General features: G+C 65.1%; 15 protein-coding genes. All 15 read left to right on the forward strand.

The window, feature by feature from the left end; translation table 11 throughout:
• Positions 1-224: 224 nt before the first annotated feature.
• The 15 genes from RDV64_RS11890 (at position 225) to RDV64_RS11960 (ending at position 17,243) form a co-directional block, all read left to right on the forward strand.
• Positions 225-1,550 carry a porin gene (locus RDV64_RS11890; protein WP_309195135.1) on the forward strand — a complete coding sequence of 442 codons (1,326 nt, stop codon included), beginning with the start codon at positions 225-227 and terminating at the stop codon, positions 1,548-1,550.
• Between the two features lie 199 nt (positions 1,551-1,749).
• On the forward strand, positions 1,750-3,237 hold the full coding sequence (locus RDV64_RS11895) for an ABC transporter substrate-binding protein (protein ID WP_309195136.1): 1,488 nt from the start codon (positions 1,750-1,752) through the stop codon (positions 3,235-3,237).
• A gap of 4 nt (positions 3,238-3,241) precedes the next feature.
• Positions 3,242-4,201: an ABC transporter permease gene (locus RDV64_RS11900; protein ID WP_309195138.1), complete on the forward strand. Its 960-nt coding sequence runs from the start codon at positions 3,242-3,244 to the stop codon at positions 4,199-4,201.
• A gap of 22 nt (positions 4,202-4,223) precedes the next feature.
• Positions 4,224-5,012 carry an ABC transporter permease gene (locus RDV64_RS11905; protein ID WP_309195139.1) on the forward strand — a complete coding sequence of 263 codons (789 nt, stop codon included), beginning with the start codon at positions 4,224-4,226 and terminating at the stop codon, positions 5,010-5,012.
• Positions 5,009-6,607, forward strand: a complete 1,599-nt coding sequence (gene nikE / locus RDV64_RS11910; RefSeq protein ID WP_309195140.1) for an ABC transporter ATP-binding protein — start codon at positions 5,009-5,011, stop codon at positions 6,605-6,607. Before RDV64_RS11905 ends, nikE begins: the two co-directional genes overlap by 4 nt.
• On the forward strand, positions 6,604-8,667 hold the full coding sequence (locus tag RDV64_RS11915; RefSeq protein WP_309195142.1) for an ABC transporter substrate-binding protein: 2,064 nt from the start codon (positions 6,604-6,606) through the stop codon (positions 8,665-8,667). Before nikE ends, RDV64_RS11915 begins: the two co-directional genes overlap by 4 nt.
• Before the next feature lie 147 nt (positions 8,668-8,814).
• Positions 8,815-9,243 carry an META domain-containing protein gene (locus tag RDV64_RS11920; protein ID WP_309195143.1) on the forward strand — a complete coding sequence of 143 codons (429 nt, stop codon included), beginning with the start codon at positions 8,815-8,817 and terminating at the stop codon, positions 9,241-9,243.
• A gap of 10 nt (positions 9,244-9,253) precedes the next feature.
• Positions 9,254-10,246 (forward strand): ABC transporter permease, encoded by a 993-nt coding sequence (locus RDV64_RS11925; RefSeq protein WP_309195144.1) that lies wholly within the window; start codon positions 9,254-9,256, stop codon positions 10,244-10,246.
• A gap of 7 nt (positions 10,247-10,253) precedes the next feature.
• Positions 10,254-11,477, forward strand: coding sequence for an ABC transporter permease (locus RDV64_RS11930; protein WP_309195145.1), 1,224 nt, complete (start codon positions 10,254-10,256; stop codon positions 11,475-11,477).
• Positions 11,478-11,488: 11 nt separating this feature from the next.
• Positions 11,489-12,505, forward strand: a complete 1,017-nt coding sequence (locus tag RDV64_RS11935; RefSeq protein WP_309195146.1) for an ABC transporter ATP-binding protein — start codon at positions 11,489-11,491, stop codon at positions 12,503-12,505.
• Positions 12,502-13,542 carry an ABC transporter ATP-binding protein gene (locus tag RDV64_RS11940; RefSeq protein ID WP_309195147.1) on the forward strand — a complete coding sequence of 347 codons (1,041 nt, stop codon included), beginning with the start codon at positions 12,502-12,504 and terminating at the stop codon, positions 13,540-13,542. Before RDV64_RS11935 ends, RDV64_RS11940 begins: the two co-directional genes overlap by 4 nt.
• Entirely contained in the window at positions 13,539-14,672 is a 1,134-nt protein-coding gene (locus RDV64_RS11945; protein ID WP_309195148.1) for a TIGR03364 family FAD-dependent oxidoreductase, read from the forward strand. The genes RDV64_RS11940 and RDV64_RS11945 overlap by 4 nt, the downstream gene beginning before the upstream one ends.
• On the forward strand, positions 14,672-15,448 hold the full coding sequence (gene phnX / locus RDV64_RS11950; RefSeq protein WP_309195149.1) for a phosphonoacetaldehyde hydrolase: 777 nt from the start codon (positions 14,672-14,674) through the stop codon (positions 15,446-15,448). The genes RDV64_RS11945 and phnX overlap by 1 nt, the downstream gene beginning before the upstream one ends.
• Positions 15,449-15,801: 353 nt before the next feature.
• Positions 15,802-16,035 carry a DUF1127 domain-containing protein gene (locus RDV64_RS11955; protein ID WP_309195150.1) on the forward strand — a complete coding sequence of 78 codons (234 nt, stop codon included), beginning with the start codon at positions 15,802-15,804 and terminating at the stop codon, positions 16,033-16,035.
• Positions 16,036-16,277: 242 nt separating this feature from the next.
• Positions 16,278-17,243: a WcbI family polysaccharide biosynthesis putative acetyltransferase gene (locus tag RDV64_RS11960; RefSeq protein ID WP_309195151.1), complete on the forward strand. Its 966-nt coding sequence runs from the start codon at positions 16,278-16,280 to the stop codon at positions 17,241-17,243.
• The last annotated feature ends 232 nt before the right edge of the window (positions 17,244-17,475 follow it).

A 17,475-nucleotide genomic window follows, 5' to 3' on the forward strand; every position in this document is an offset into this window, starting at 1 on the left:
GCGATGTGAGGGGGGTAGGGACTTTCAACCTCACGCTTTCCGTTGCTGCCGGGGGTCCTGATGCGCAATGTCACTGGGCGACGGGGGAACGAACCGGTCGCGGGTTTGGACGGGCGCAGCAGCTTCCTACAAATCGAGTAAGATCCGGCGACTTTCGGCCCGATGGTCACCGCCGGAATGAAAGTCAAAGGATCTAAACAATGAACCTCTTTGGAGATCGAGACATGAACATTAAACGTCTTGTCCTCGGTGCAGCTGCGGGTGCTCTCGCGGTGACCGGGGCGCAGGCAGCAGACCTTCCGGTCGTTGTCGAGCCTGTTGACTACGTGCAGATCTGCTCCGCTTACGGCGACGGCTTCTTCTTCGTCCCCGGCACCGAAGGCTGCCTCCGCATCCGCGGTCGTGTCCGTGTGGACTTCACCAACCGCTTCGACCTTGACAACAACGGTGTTGTCCTTGCGAACCGCGGTTACGACGATATCGCTGACACCGGTTATCAGTGGAAGGCACGTGGCCAGATCTCCCTGGACCACTTCACCGAAACTGAATTCGGTCAGCTCCGCACCTTCGTGAACCTGCAGATGAACCGCGACAGCGGCGTGGGCATCGACGGCACCCCGACCGACAACGTGCTGCTCGACCAGGGCTTCATCCAGCTCGGCGGCCTGCTCGTTGGTCGTAACGCTTCCAACTTCGTCTCCGTTGTTGGCGGCCCGGAAGTCATCCTCGACACGGCTGGTGACAACCCCAACATCCTGCAGGCAGCTTACATTGCTCAGTTCGGCAATGGTCTCTCCGCAGCGGTTGCTATCGAAGACACGACCCGCCGCCGCCCTGGCATCGGCAACATCACCACCTTCTTCGCTGGTGGTAACGGTGTTGGCCCCCGCCAGTCGCTGTCCGGTCACTACGCTGGTGCAAAGGTTCCCGATCTGGTCGCAACCCTCGCGGTTGACCAGGGCTGGGGCTCCGCTTCGCTCTCCGGTGTCCTGCGCATGCTCGACGTCGCTCGTCGGATCAACGGCCCGGCTGGTTCCACCTTCATCGACTCCACGCAGGAGCTCGGCTGGGCGGTTGCTGGTAACGTCTCTGTGAACGTGCCCTTCGGTGCTGCTACTTCGTTCGCAATCGGCGCTGGTTACGGCCAGGGTGCAACGCGCTACCTCTCCGGTGGTGCTACCAACGCCAGCTTCGGCGGTCGTGGCAACCTGCTCTTCACCGACGGTATCTACCGCGGCACGGGCGTCCGCCAGAATGGTAACGTCAATGGCAACGACTTCGAGAAGACTGAAGCTCTCGTCATCGGCGCTTCGCTGACCTCCGCCTTCACGCCGACCGTCGCCGGTACGCTGGCTGGTGGCTGGGTTAACCTCCAGAACGACAACACCATCCGCGAAGTCAACGACTTCAACGTCAACGCACAGCTTGCCTACACCCCGGTGTCCGGCTTCCTGATCGCAGCCGGTGTTGAATACCGCTACGCTGACGTGACCAACTCGCAGGACGGCCAGGGCCTCGGCACCTACATCCGCCTGCAGCGCGACTTCTAAGATCCATCCACTCTCTCGGATGGGGAAAGCCCGGCGGTTCATTCCGCCGGGCTTTTCTTTTGTGCAGCACCCAATGATCAAAAACGCGCCCGAAGTGGCGCATTTTTGCGTTCATCAGCCTCGCGGGGCTTGAAATTGCGGCCGTTTGCGGCGTCACTCCCCCGGCACCGGCCAAAAAGGGTGCAATTGGGAGCTTTGAATGAAACGTCCGGTTCTGTTGGCGGCCCTTGCGCTGCCGTTCGCCCTCGCACTGGCCGCTCCGGCCTGGTCGCAACCGGAAACGGGCCGCATTGTCATCGGCATGGGGCTCGAACCGCCGCACCTTGACCCGACCGCCGGCGCCGCGGCCGCCATCGACGAAATTCTCTACGCCAACGTGTTCGAAGGGCTGACGCGGATCACCAGCGACGGCACCGTCGCACCGGCCCTTGCCACCGGGTGGACCGTCGCGCCGGACGGAAAGTCCGTCACATTCGGATTGCGCGAAGGCGTCACCTTCCACGACGGCAAGCCGTTCGACGCGTCCGTCGCGAAATTCGCGCTGGACCGGGCGCGGGCAGAGGGCGCGGAGAACGCGCAGCCCCAGCTTTTCGCCGCAATCAGCGACGTCACGGCCGATTCCCCCACGTCGCTGACGCTGACCTTGTCCCGTCCGGACGCGAATTTGCCCTACGCGCTGGGGTGGGGCGATGCGGTGATGGTTCATCCAGACAGCGCGGACACCAACAAGCAGACTCCCGTTGGCACTGGCCCGTTCCAATTTGACCGCTGGCGCCGGGGCGACCGCGTTGTCCTGACTCGAAATGACGGCTACTGGGGCCCGCCGGCTCATCTGAAACGGGCCGAATTCGCCTTCGTCACCGATGCGACCGTCGCCCTTGCCGCGCTTCTGGCCGGTGACGTGCACGCCTTTCCCATTTTCGGCTCACCGGAATCGCTGCCGGTTCTGGAGACGAACCCGAAATTCACCGTGAAGATCGGAACGACGGAAGGCGAAACCATCCTCGCCATCAACGCAGCCCGGCCGCCGTTTGACGATGTGCGCGTCCGCCGCGCCATCGCCGCTGCCATCGACCGCCAGGCGCTGGTGGATGGCGCCATGTACGGCACCGCCACGCCGATCGGATCGCACATGCCGCCGCACGATCCGGCCTATGTCGATCTCACCGGCGTCAATCCCTACGACCCTGAAAAAGCGAAGGCTTTGCTGGCCGAGGCGGGGGCGACCGATCTTGCGGTCGAACTGGTTCTGCCGCCGACGTCCTATGCCCGCCGCTCAGGCGAGATCATTGCCGCCGAGCTGCGTGCGGTCGGGATTGACGCTTCGATCCGTCCCGTGGAGTGGGCCGAATGGCTGTCGAAGGTGTTCAAGGGAAAGGATTTCGACCTCACCGTCGTCGCCCACACCGAACCGCAGGACATCAACATCTACGCCCGGCCGGACTATTATTTCCACGTCGAGAACGCCCGCTTCAACGCGGTGATCGACGCGCTTGCCAGCGAGAGCGACGAAAGCGCCCGGACGGCGCTTTTGCAGGAAGCGCAGCAGCTTATTGCCGACGATGCCGTCAACGCATTCCTGTTCCAGCTGCCGAAGGTCGGTGTCTGGGACGCCAGAATCGAGGGTCTCTGGGCCAATTCTCCGATCCAGGCCAACGATCTTTCGGATGTTTCCTGGCATCAGTAGCCCCGTGCTTTTTGCGTTCAGCCGTCTTTTGTGGCTGGTCGCCACGCTGTTTGCGGCCAGTCTTCTGATCTTTCTGGCGATGCAGGTGCTGCCGGGCGATCCGGCGGCAGTGCTTCTGGGAATCAACGCATCGCCCGAAGCACTTGCCGCGCTTCGGGCCGAAATGGGGCTCGACCGGCCGCTTGCGGTGCAATTCTTTGCCTTCGCCGGCGGTGTGTTGACCGGCGATCTTGGCCGCAGCGCCACCTACGATGTGCCGGTGGCCGCGCTCATTGCCGAGCGGGCGGCGGTTTCGGTCCCCCTCGCGCTGATTGCGGTGCTGATTTCGGTGGCAATATCGCTCCCGGCCGGGGTGTGGGCCGCAACGAACCGCGGCAACTGGCGGGATCGTGTGGTGGGAGCGGGCGCCCAGATCGGCCTGTCCATTCCCAACATCTGGCTGGGCCTGATGCTGATTGTGGTGTTCGCGATTGTCCTCGGGGTGGCGCCGGCGGGGGGCTTTCCGGGATGGGACAATGGGCCCGGCCCGGCGCTGACGGCGCTTTGCCTTCCGGCAATTGCGTTGGCGGCGCCGCAAGCTGCGATCCTCACTCGCATCGTGCGCGCTGCGGTGGTGGAGGCGATGGATCAGGACTATGTGGCGCTCGCGCGGGCCAAGGGTCTGTCGCACGCAAAGGCGGTTCGCCGCCACGCACTTCGCAATGCATGGGCGCCGATACTCACCATCATCGGCCTCCAGTTCGGCTTTCTGGCTGCCGGCGCTATCGTGATCGAAACGGTGTTTTCGCTGCCGGGGCTGGGGCGTCTTCTCTTCCAGGCGGTCGCGCAGCGCGATGTGCCGGTGGTGCAAGGGGTGGTGCTTGTGGTGGTGGCTGCGGTCGTGCTGGTCAACGCGCTGTGCGACGCGCTCGCCGCCTGGTGCGACCCCAGGAGGCGCACGAACGCTGACGGTCTGTTTGCGTGAGGTGGGCGTCTTGAAGGGCTCCATGTCCGGTTCCGTGCTCGCGCTGTTTGCGATTGCCGCATTGGTGGCCGCGTTCTGGACGCCGCATCCGGTGGACGGAGTGGACATTGCCAACCGCTTCGCCGCGGCTTCGGCACGCTTCCCGCTCGGGACCGATCAATATGGCAGGGACGTGCTGTCCATGCTGCTGGCCGGGGCGAAAACGTCGCTCGGGGTGGCGGCCGCATCCATTGCAATCGGCGTTTCGGTCGGGGCGGCGCTCGGGCTTCTGGCGGCAGCAGCCGGCGGTGTTCTGGACGCTGCCATCATGCGGTTCAGCGACCTTGTGTTCGCATTTCCAGCGCTGATCATTGCCGTTATTCTTGCAACTGCGTTCGGTCCCGGCGTGTTCGGGGCGATCATCGCGATTGGAGTTTTCAACATTCCCGTGTTCGCCCGGCTGACGGCTGCCAGCGCGCGGCCGCTCTTCACGCGCGATTTTGCCGATGCCGCGCGCCTTGCCGGCAAGTCCGAGGCGCGGATAGCGCTGGAGCACGTGGCGCCCAATGTCGCGCCGATCATCCTCACCCAGTGCGCCACCCAGCTGGCGGTGGCGATCCTGGCAGAAGCCAGCCTCAGCTACGTCGGCCTCGGCGCGCAGGCGCCGACAGTCTCCTGGGGCCGGATGCTGGCCGAAGCGCAAACGCTGGTGGCGCTTGCCCCGCAACTGGCGATCTGGCCCGGGCTTGCCATTGCCGTTTCGGTGTTCGCGATCACGTCGTTCGGCGAAACCCTCAGGGCCCGGCTCGACCCGCAGGCGGCGCGCCGATGAGCGTGCCTGAAATCTTGCGGGTGGAAAGCCTCACCGCCCATGCCGGCGGGCCTGCGCTGGTGGGCGGCGTCTCGTTTTCTCTCCGGGAGGGCGAGACCTTTGCGATGCTGGGGGCCTCCGGCTCCGGCAAGTCGTTGACGGGGCGGGCGATTATCGGCCTTCCGCCGCGCGGTATCCGCTATGGCGGCAAGGTGCTGTTCGAGGGGGCGGACCTTCTTGCCATGGGAGAGAAGGCGCGCACTGCGTTGCGCGGACAGGCCCTTGCCATGGTGTTTCAGGAGCCTGCCACCGCGCTAAATCCGGTCATGCGGATCGGTGCGCAGATTGCCGAACCCCTGCGTATTCACACCAGCCTCACCAGCGCCGAACGGTCGGCGCGGGTGGCGGACCTTCTGGACCGCACGGGGCTTGCGGCGGCGGGGGTCGGCCCGGCGCGTTATCCGCACGAATTGTCCGGCGGGCAGCGTCAGCGGGTTGCGGTTGCCATTGCGCTGGCGCTGTCGCCGCGCGTGGTGGTGGCGGACGAGCCCACAAGCGCGCTCGACACGGTCGCCGCCGCCCAGGTGCTGGACCTTCTGTTCGCGTTGACCGGGGACGCCGGGGCGGCCCTTGTGCTGATCACCCACGACACCAATGTCGCCCGCCGCGCCAGCCGCATCGCGGTGATGGACGGCGGGAAAATTGTCGAAGAGGGCGGGGCCGCGGTGGTGACAACCCCGCGCACGGCGCCCGCCCAAGCCATTGCCGCCGGCAACCGGATCGTCCTGCCACCGCGCGACGCTGGTTCGGGAACCACGGTGCTCTCGGCCACGGGCATGACCGTGCGGCGCGGCGGCCGTGTTGTGGTGGATGACGCCGCGCTCGATGTGGCCGGCGGCAAGCGGCTTGCCGTTGTCGGCCGCTCGGGCTCCGGCAAGACTTCGCTGATGCGGGCAATCCTTGGCCTGTTGTCCGCGGAAGGCACCATCATGCTGGACGGCGAGCCCGTGCCGCCGGGCGCGCCTTCAATTCGCCGTGCCGTCTCGATGGTGTTTCAGGACCCGGCCACCAGCTTCAATCCGCGCCACACGGTTGCCCGCATCGTCACCGAACCGCTCCACCGCCTGCCGCTGCGGGCAGCCGAAAAGCGGGCGCGAGCGGAAGCCATTTTGCGCCGCGTTGGCCTGCCGGATGCGCTGGAGCGCCGGCCCCACGCCTTTTCAGGCGGGCAGCGTCAGCGAATTGCCATTGCCCGCGCGCTGATTGCCGAGCCGCGCGTTCTCATTGCCGATGAGGCGGTGTCTGCGCTCGACGCGGCGCTGCGGGCCGACATTATCCGCCTTCTCGACGATCTGACGCGGCGCCAGAATATAGCGCTGATCTTCATTGCCCATGACCTTTCGCTTGTGCGGACCCTCGCAGACTATATCGTGGTCATGGAACAGGGCAGGGTGGTGGAACATGCGTCCGCGGACGCAATATTTCATAGCCCTTCGAGTGAAGCGGCCCGGTCATTGCTTGCAGCGACCGACCGTCATGAGTTTGTCAAACAAGGTCGTGATAAGACGGCCGAAGTGGCATTAGAATCCGACTCTCGTCTGGAGCAGAAAACTTGAATACCATCCGAACCGTCTTGCTATCCAGCGTCGCGAGCCTTGCGCTCTCGGCCACCGCCTTCGCGGCGTGTCCTCCCGTCACCGTGGCGGACATGAACGGCCTCACGCCGGACTATCCGCAGCAATTCGAGCTTCAGGAGTTCGAGGACAAGGCCGGCTGCGAGCTGACCTTCGCCGCCAACCCGGACATCGCCGCGCTCAACGGCGAGATCCTCGGCAACGCAGACCTGCCGCCGCTGGCAGAGCGCCTGCCCGAAGAGCCCCTCGTGGTCGCGCCCTACGATGCCATCGGCACCTATGGCGGCACGCTGCGCGGCATGTCGAAGGCGACCGAGTCCGGCACGTCGGACCTTCTTTCGGTCCGCCACGTCAACCTCGTGCGCTATTCGGACGACCTGCAGACCCTGGTGCCCAACGTCGCCAGGGCGTTCGAGGTCAACGACGATGGCACCGAGCTGACCTTCCACCTGCGCAAGGGCCACAAGTGGTCCGACGGCGAGCCCTTCACCGCGCAGGACATCGCGTTCTGGTACGACGACATCATCTTCAACAAGGACGTCTACGAGACGACGCCCGACCGCTGGCTCTTCCAGGGCGAGCCGATGAAGGTGACCGTCGTCGACGACCAGACGGTGACGTTCACGCTCCCCGTGCCCGGTCCCGGCCTCCTTGCCCGCTTTGCGGTGGACTTCAGCCAGCCGTTCCAGCCCAAGCATCTCCTCGGCAAGTTCATGGAGAAGTTCAACCCGGACTATGAGGCTGCCCTTGAGGAAGCCGGCTTCGCCGACACCGCCGAGGCGCTCAACTGGTACTATGGCGGTTCGGACTGGAAGGACGTTCCGACCCCGCTCCTGAAGGACGCCGACAAGGCGAAGGCGACCGGCCGCGCAGTCACGCCGACGCTAGAGAGCCACATCGTCATCGCCGACAGCTCGGACGGCCGGCGCATGGTCGCCAACCCCTACTTCTTCATGGTCGACACCCAGGGCAACCAGCTCCCCTACATCGACCGGATCGACGAGCGTTACGCGCCCGAAAAGGAAGTCCAGAACCTCGCCATCATGAATGGCGACATCAACTGGAAGCAGCAGGGTCTGTTCCTGGAAGACTTCCCGCTCCTGAAGGAGAACGAGGGCAAGGGCGACTACACGATCGCGTTTGCGCCCACCTTCGGCGAGAACGTGTTCTACTCGTTCAACCGCACCCACAAGGACCCGGTGCTGGCCGAGGTCTTCAACGACAAGCGCTTCAACCAGGCAATGTCGGTTGCGATGAACCGCGACGAGATCAACGAGATCGTCTATCTGGGCCAGGGCAAGCCGATGCAGGGCGTGCCGGCGGAGCCGAAGACGGTGGACTTCGTCACCGAGGAAAACCTCAACGCCTTCACCGAGTATGACCCCGACAAGGCCAACGCCCTTCTCGACGAGATGGGCCTGACGGACAGCGATGGCGACGGCGTGCGCGAGCGGCCGGACGGCAAGCCGATGGTCCTGCGCATGGCCTACTCCAACCAGGGCGCGCCTGTGCAGATGCACGAGCTGGTGCGCGACTACTGGGGCAATGTCGGCATCCGCGTGGACCTGCGCGAAGTGACGTCGGACGAGTACCGCACCGCCGCCAACAACAACGACCTCGACCTCACGGTCTGGAAGTACGACCGTTCGGTCGGGCCGACCATTGCGCAGAACCCCATGGGCCTCGTCCCGCCGTTCGGCGACTTCTTCAACCCCGGCAACGGCTTTGCCTGGGCAGCGTGGAAGACGTCGGGTGGCACGGAAGGCACCGAGCCGCCGGAGTGGGTGAAGGAGCTTTACGAGCTTTCCGCCGAGTTCGTGCAGAAGCCGCTCGGGTCGCCTGAGTCCAGCGAGATCGGTGCGAAGATCGTCGACATCCACGTCGACAACCTCCTGAAGATCGGCACCGTGGGCGATATCGTCGGGCCGTTCATGCACTCCAACGACCTCAAGAACGTGAAGCCGTTGCTGGCGAAGACCTACGACTACTACTGGGCGTACCCCTACCGTCCGCAGCAGTGGTTCCTGTCTGACGCCAAGTAGGCGACGGCAACACTGACAGGTGCGGCGGTCTCTGCGGCCGCCGCACCCTTGTTGCAGATTGCCGGCCGATCTGGCCGCAAACTTGCTGTGCAGCCGTGGCAAACCGGTTGCCTTCATAAACGACCGGCCCGAGGGGGAAGGGGTCCCATGCACCACGGCGCCTTGACGCTTTCGGCCACTCTTTTCGGCGCGGCCATCGTTGCGTTCGCGGCCACCTGCGTCGCCGCCCACTCGGTGGGCTATCTCATCGACGAGACATTCCGCGTCGTGACCATCGAGGGTAACCCCGCCGCCGCCGAGCAGACCCTTGCCTTCGCGGTGGATGGCACGGTCCGCGGCAGCACGGGCTGCAACACATTCAGCACCGGCATCCGCGTCGACGGCCACGAGATGAGCATCGGCAACCCGCGCCTGACCCGCCGCGCCTGCCCGGCGCCGCTGATGGACGCCGAGCGCGCGTTTCTGGACGCTCTGGCAAAGGTCGGCGCCTTCGAGATCGAGCTCGACGACAACCGCCTCATCCTGTTCGACACCGCAGGCGTGGCAGAGCTGACGCTGACCCGCGTGCCGAGATGACGGTGCCCCGATGATCCGCTTCATCATCGAGCGCCTCCTGGGCATGGTGGTGACGATGGTGCTCGTCTCGATGATGGTGTTCGTCATCATGGAGCTGCCGCCGGGCGACTACGCCGACCGCTACGCCTTCCGCAAATATTCCGGCACCGGCGTCAACGTCACCGCGGCGGACGTGCAGGCGATCCGCGTTGATTTGGGGCTCGATGTCTCGGCGCCCGAGCGCTACCTCAACTGGATCGGCGGCATCGTCCTCGAAGGCGATTTCGGGCAGGCGTTCGCGTTCGAAACCTCCGTCACCAACGTGATTGGCGACAAGATCTGGCTGACCCTGATGCTGGTCGGAATGACGCTGTTCATCACCTACGCGGTGTCGATCCCGGTCGGCATCTACGCTGCCGTAAAACGCGGCTCGGCGGCAGATTACGGGCTCACGATCTTCTCGTACCTCGGCCTTGCGCTGCCCAACTTCTTGCTGGCGCTGGTCCTTCTCTACTTCGCCAACCGCTGGTTCGGGGCCGACATCGGCGGTCTGTTCTCGCGCGAATACGAGCGGGCGCCCTGGTCGCTCGCCAAGCTGTGGAACCTCATCACGCACCTGTGGCTGCCGGCGTTCGTCCTCGCCTGGTCCGCGGTCGCCTACCAGTTGCAGACTGTGCGGGCGACAATGTCGGACGAGCTGAACAAGCTCTCCGTGGTGGCAGCAAGGGCGCGCGGGGTGCCTGAGCGCAGGCTTCTCATCAAGTATCCGGCGCGGGTCGCGATCAATCCGGTGGTCTCCACCATCGGCTTCGACGTCAACCGCATCTTCTCCGAGCTTCCCATCGTCGCGGCCGTGCTCGGCCTCACCGAGCTCGGCGGCCTGCTCCTCAAGGCCTATCTCGACCTCGACATGTATGTGGCGGGCGCGATCCTGCTCCTCCTCACTTTCATCATCGTGGTGATGAACTTCGTTTCCGACATCCTCCTCGCGGTCCTCGACCCGCGCATCAAACTGGGGGGCTGAGATGTTTGTGGCGCTCGTCCTTGGCCTCACGCTGTTCGTTCTGCTGCGGGCCCACCGCGCCCGCGCAACGGTTGCAGCACCCGAGGGGGAGCTGCTGACCCCCGGCGAGGCGCGGCAGCGGGCGCGCGAGGAAAAGAAGCGCCTGCGCTATTATTCGGCCAGCCAGTGGACGCTGGTGTGGTGGCGCTTTCGCAAGCACCGGGCGGCGATGGCGGGTGCATTCATCCTTCTCACGATGCTGCTCCTCGGAATGTTCGCCAGCGTGATTGCCCCCTACGGCCCCACAACGCGCGACACCCAGTATCTCGACGGCCCGCCGCAGATGCCGCTGTTCTGCGACGAAAACGGCTGCTCCGTTCGCCCCTTCATCCACGGCGTGAAGACCGAGCGCGACCCCGTGACCCTCCGCGCCATCGCCGTGCCGGACCCTGAAACGCGCCTTTACGTCCGCTTTCTGGTGGAGGGGGAGCCGGTGAAGGTGCTCGGCCTCTTCCCGACGCGGACGCACCTTTTCGGGATCGACGCGCCCGGCAGCCTTCACCTGTTCGGCACCGATTCCATCGGCCGGGATGTCTTCAGCCGCATCCTTTATGCCACGTGGACGAGCCTCTCCATCGGCATCATGGGCGTGATGATCTCGTTCGTTCTGGCGCTCATCATCGGCGGTGTCGCCGGCTATTTTGGCGGTGCGATCGACATGGTGATCCAGCGCATCACCGAGGTGATCCGCGTGATCCCCATCATTCCGCTCTACATGGGGCTTGCTGCCGCCATGCCGAAGGAATGGTCGTCGACGCAGGTCTATTTCGCGATGACGCTGATCCTCGGCCTGTTCGGCTGGCCGACGCTGGCGCGGCGCATCCGCTCGCAGCTCCTGTCGATCCGCGATGAGGACTATGTGGTCGCCGCCCGCCTCGCCGGGGCCCGCTCGCGGGTCATCATCGCGCGGCACATGCTGCCCTCGTTCACCAGCTTCATCATCGTCGATCTGGTGATCTCGTTTCCGTACATGATCCTGTCGGAAACGGCGCTCTCCTTCGTCGGCCTCGGGCTTCGGCCGCCTGAGGTGTCGTGGGGCGTGCTTCTCCAGCAGGCGCAGTCGGTCCGGGTTCTGGAACAGACGCCATGGCTGTTCATTCCAGCGGTGTTCGTGGTGGTGGCGGTGCTCGCCTTCACCGTGATCGGCGACGGAATGCGCGACGCCGCCGACCCCTACAGCGAAAACAACTGAGGGCCGCCGCCATGGACAACGTGCTCGACGTCAGGAACCTCTCCATCACCTTCCGCTCCGACGAGGGCGCGGTGCGGGCCGTGGACGATGTTTCGTTCTCGGTGGGGCAGGGGCGGACGCTGGGCATTGTGGGCGAGTCCGGGTCCGGCAAGTCGGTCTCCACCAAGGCGCTGATGCAGCTTCTGCCGCGCTCGGCACAGATTGGCGCGGAAACCGCCATCCGCTACCGCGCCAAGGATGGCGAGGTGCTCGACATCACCAAGGTTCCGGTGAAAAGCCGCCGGATGCGGGAGCTGCGCGGCGGTGAGATCGGCATGATCTTTCAGGAGCCGATGGCCAGCTTCTCGCCGGTCTACACCGTCGGCGCGCAGATGGTGGAAACCATCCGCCTCCACCGCGGCCTTTCCCGCAAGGACGCCCGCGCCGCTGCCATCGCGATGCTGAAGGAGGTCGGCATCGCCAATCCCGAGGGGCGGATCGACGCCTATGCCTTCGAGCTGTCGGGCGGGATGCGGCAGCGCGCGATGATCGCGCTCGCCCTGTCGGCCGAGCCCCGGCTCCTGATTGCCGACGAGCCGACCACCGCGCTCGACGTGACGATCCAGGCGCAGGTCTTGCGGCTGATGCGCAGCCTTCAGGAAAAGCACGGCATGGCGATGCTTTTCATCACCCACGATCTTGGCGTGATCGCCCAGGTCGCCGACGATGTGGCGGTGATGTACCTTGGCACCATAGTGGAGCGCGGCGCCGCGCACGATGTCCTGCGCACGCCGAAACATCCGTACACGCAAGGGCTTCTGGGCGCGATCCCGCGGATGGATGCGCTGGACGCGCGAATGAAGCCCGTGCCCGGAGACATTCCGAACCCCTCCCAGCGGCCGACGGGGTGCGCCTTCCATCCCCGCTGCGACAAGGCCGTCCCCGGCCTTTGCGACCGCACCGCCCCGCCGGAATTTCATCCCGAACCCGGCCGCGCGGTGCGCTGTCACCTTTATGGCGAGGGCGCCGGCCACAAGGTCGCCGCATGAGCGCTGAACAAAGCCCGCTGATCGAGGTCCGCAACCTCGAAGTCCGCTTCCCGGTCCGCATGCCGGGCCTGTTTTCGCGCGTGACCGCGGAAGTGCGCGCGGTGGACGACGTCACCTTCGACGTGAGGCGCGGCGAGACGGTGGGTCTCGTCGGCGAATCCGGCTCGGGCAAGACGACGGTCGGCCGCGCGATCCTGCGTGCCGTCGACCCCACCGGCGGCCAGATCATCTTTCACAAGCAGGACGGGGAGGGGACTGCCCCGGTGGACCTGTCGACGCTCTCGGGTGAAACGCTACGGCGCTTCCGGCCCAACATGAGCCTCGTGTTCCAGGACCCGTATTCCTCGCTCAACCCGCGCATGACGGTGCGCGACATCATCGCCGAACCGCTGACGGCAGGCGGGATCATGCACAAACGCGCCGAAATTGACGCGCGGGTGCGCGAGATCGCGGCCCGCTGCAAGCTCAACATCGAGCACCTGCGGCGCTTTCCGCACGCCTTTTCCGGTGGGCAGCGCCAGCGCATCTGCATTGCCCGTGCGCTGGTCGCCAAGCCCGACTTTGTGGTGTGCGACGAAAGCGTTTCGGCGCTGGACGTTTCGATCCAGGCCGAGATCGTGAACCTGCTGAAGGATCTGCAACAAGAACTTGGCGTGGCGTTCCTTTTCATTGCCCACGACCTTTCGGTGGTCGCGCAGATTTCCCACCGGGTTGCGGTGCTCTACGTCGGCAAGTTCATGGAGTACGCGCCGACGGAGAAACTCTTCTTCGCGCCGCGGCACCCCTACACCCACGCGCTGCTGTCGGCCGTGCCCAACCCGGACCCAGATGCCCCTTACGATCCGGTCTTGCTGGAAGGGGAGGTGCCGTCCCCTCTGGACACGCCGGCCGGCTGCCGCTTCAACACACGCTGCCCCTACGCCACGCAGCGGTGCCGGACCGAGGTGCCGGCGTGGCGCGAACTGGAGCCTGCGCATTTTGTTGCCTGCCATCACGCCGAGGAACTCGACCTGTCCCGACCCCGCGCCGCTGCATGAATGACACCACCGATGTTCTGATCGTCGGCGCCGGCATTGTCGGCCTCGCGCATGCGCTGGCTGCCGTGCGCCGTGGCCGTACCGTCCGGGTCGTCGAGCGCGATCATGCGGCTGTCGGTGCATCCATCCGCAATTTCGGGTTCATCACAGTCACCGGGCAGGCGTCCGGCGATTGCTGGCGCCACGCCCGCCGTGCCCGCGACGTGTGGGTCGAGGTGGCCGCAGAGGCAGCCATTCCCATTTTGCACGAAGGCCTGCTGGTCACCGCCCGCCGCCCGGAAGCCGAAGCGGTGATCGACGCGTTCCTCGACACCGATATGGCGGAAGGCTGCCGGCGGCTCACGCTCGGCGAGGCGCGCGAAAAATGCCCGGTGCTGACGGACAATGTCACCGCCGCGCTCTATTCGCCGCTGGAAGTGCGGGTGGAGAGCCGCACCGCCATCGGCCAGCTCACGCGCTGGCTTGCCCAAGCGCATGGCGTGAAATTCGTGTTCGGCGCCGAGGTGAAGGCGGTTGCGGCGCCGCGGATCGAGACGACGGCCGGCGTTTTTGAGGCCGAAACCGTAATCGTGTGCCCGGGCAACGAGGCCTTGTCCCTGTTCGACCGCGAGATTGCGGCGATGGCGGCGATGCCGTGCAAACTCCAGATGTTGCGGGTGGCGCCGGAACGGCGGGTGCCGCTTGGCACCGCAATCATGTCCGATCTTGGCCTGGCGCGCTATCATGGCTACACCGAGCTTGAAGCGTCCCGTGCGCTGGCGGCAAGGCTCGACGCCGAGCAGGCCGAACACCGCGCGATGGGGGTGCATCTCATCGCGGTGCAGTCCGCCGACGGGAGCCTTGTGGTCGGCGACAGCCACGAATATGCACCGACGCCGGAGCCGTTCCGCTCCTCGGCCATCGACACGCTGATGCTGGGCGAACTCGACGCAGTGGTGAACACAGGCCCGCGGCGTATCACCGAGCAGTGGATCGGCATCTATCCCTCCGGCAAGGCATGGCTCAACCGTGCGGCGCCGGACGATGCAACGCGTGTGGTGGTGGTTGCGGCCGGCTGCGGCGCCTCCACCGCGTTTGGCATCGCAGAAGAAACACTGGCCGGGCTGTTCGGCGCACAAGAGGCAGGGTGATGAGCGAATTCAAGGCCGTGATCTTCGACTGGGCGGGCACGCTGGTCGACTTCGGATCCCGTGCGCCGATGGGGGCGTTCGTCGATGCATTCGGCAAGTTTGGCGTGGAGATCACCATTGCCGAGGCGCGCGGTCCGATGGGCGCGGCAAAGCGCGACCACATTGCCGCAATCTTTGCGTTGCCTCGCGTTGCCGCCGCCTTCGAGGCCGCGCACGGCCATGCACCGCGCGACGCGGATATCGATGCGCTCTACGCCGTTTTCCTGCCGCTGAACGAGGCTGTCGCCGCCGACTACGCGGTTCCCATAGAAGGCGCTGTGGCGGCCGTCGATGGCTTCCGTGCTGCGGGTATGAAGATCGGCTCCACCACCGGCTACACCCGCTCGATCATGGCGAAGGTGCTTCCGGTGGCGGCGAAACACGGTTTGACGGTGGATGCGTGCGTCTGCGCCGACGAGGTGAGCGAAGGCCGGCCGGCGCCCCTCGGCATCTACAAGAATCTGGTGGAGCTCGGGGTCTATCCGCCGTCGCAGGTGATCAAGGTCGACGACACCGAAGTCGGCATCCGGGAAGGGGTTGCGGCGGGCTGCATCAGCATCGGCGTGACGCTATCGGGCAACCTTGTGGGTAAATCTGACGCGGAACTGGCCGCGCTTCCGGCAAAAACAGTTTCCGAGCTGCGCGATGTTGCCGCTGAGAAGCTCGCAGCCGCCGGTGCACGGCATGTGATCGACAGCGTTGCAGACCTGCCTGATCTCTTGGCAACCATGAAATAGACAACCGGTTGGGACGCAGCTCCTATGGTGCTGTGGCCTCGCAACGGCTGGAAATCAGCGCTCTGCCTAAGACGTATGCCAGCCTAAACTTTAATCGCATATTGCTTTTATGCAATGCCTATTCTGGCGCCCTGATGCACTGCAGCATGGATCTGTGACAGCTGAACGACGGTGTGGCGCCGCTGCATCTGCGCTGAATGCATGGCTCCATTGAATTTTCAGGCGAAGACGAATCCCTCTCCGTCTCCTAGCTTGTGTGCATAGCAGCACGGATTGCTGCGTTGCACATAACTGGGGAATTTGTCTTTCGGCCATGGGTCGGAAGGGGACCTCAAGCCGACGGAGATTTTGTTATGAACACTCGACTGAACGTCGCCACACTCCCCACGGGCCTTGCTGGCTGGAGCCTCTCTTCGCTGCGTGAGCGCTATGAGGTCGCCAGGCAGCGCCGCATGGTGCGCAACCAGTGCTTCAACGAGCTGGCCCAGCTCAACGATCGCGAACTCGCCGAGCTCGGCTTCTTCCGGTGCGACATCGCCCGGATTGCCGACGAGCACGCATTCTCGGTTGTCCCGCGGATCCGCTAAGGGCCGGGCGCGGCTTGCGGCGGTGATCCGCCACGGCGCCCGCACCACACCAGATCGAAAAATACCAACCGCCCCTTTTGTCCGGCAGGACTGAGGGGCGGTTTTCGTTGGCCGGATGCCGCCAGAGGCGCTGATCCGGGCGCCGGCGGTGCGTGGTGCAAGAGCGGCAATCCACCAGTTTGTGGCGCACGGGAAGACATTGAGCGCGCGTTCGGGTTCCTGTTCCGGATCGAGCCGCTAGGGTGGCGGGCGAGGGCGCTGTGTTCCTCGCGGCGCCGTTTGTCGTTGTCGCGCTTGTTGCCGGAGACCGCGGTTTGAAGATCGCCACAATTCAGAATTGTCATTCGGGTCCGACTGCTCAATTTCTGACGAAAGCGCTCGGCAATCCCGAGATCGAGCAATTCAGGCTCGACGTGGTGGGCTGGAACGATCCCGCGGCACAGGAGGCCTTTCTCGACCGGGTTGCGACGGCTGATCTGGTACTCGCCCAGCGAACGCGGCAGCCGCTGCTGTCGCCCGCGGCGCTGAAAGCCAATTTCGGCGACCGTCTCTTGCTTGTCTCGAACATGCACTACGCGGGCCTCACGCCCGACTGCTGCTATGTCGGCCAGCGGGATGGTCGTGTGGACGGTCCGATGAGCTACCACAGCTCCGTCATCATCGACGCTTACAAGCGCGGGCTTTCGGTGGCCGACTGCCTGAAGTTGTTCAGTCCGGAGGGCTTTGCCGACCTGCGGCTGTTCGATGTCCACGAAGAGGCGCTGGCGGAGCTTGCTGCGCGTGATGCACAGGTGCCGGTGAAGATCGTGCCGATCATCCGCCGTTTCCTGACCACCGACCGTTTGTTCTACACCATGAACCATCCGACGATGTTTTTGGTGTCACGCTATATGATGGCGCTGCTCAGGCACCTTGGCATCCGCCATCGCCGGGTCGACACCGCCGGGATCCGCGATGTCCTGAAGGCGGGGCAGGTGCTGCCAATCCACGATTTTGTCGCGGCTCACTTCGAACTCAAATATCGATCGACACAGCTTTACCAGAATCACGCGAACTTCATGGATCTGCGCCAGGTGGTGGAGGGGTTCTACAAGGCTTACGCCGCAAAGCCGCGCGAAAGCATCACGGTGGGTGGCGTGCCGCGGCCGGTTTATGCGGCTGATCCTGAGCGTTTCGGGCACCTCATCGGCGCGCAACCGATCGCGTGATCCGGCCGCGGTGTGCCAGCCGCGCTCGGTGCGCGGGCGGTGGGAGAGATGCTTCCCGCCCTTCCGCTGCGGCGGCCGAAACGCCATCGAGCACATCGGCCGCCTCAAGGCCTTCCGCCGCACTGCCACTTGCCAGAGCCGACTGGCGTCCGGTGTCCTCGCCGCCGTCTGTATCCACGTCACCGTCACCCGCCGGACATGAACTCCGAGCCTCGTTCCGCCGGAATACGCC

The organism is Acuticoccus sp. MNP-M23, assembly GCF_031195445.1.
Classification (GTDB): domain Bacteria; phylum Pseudomonadota; class Alphaproteobacteria; order Rhizobiales; family Amorphaceae; genus Acuticoccus.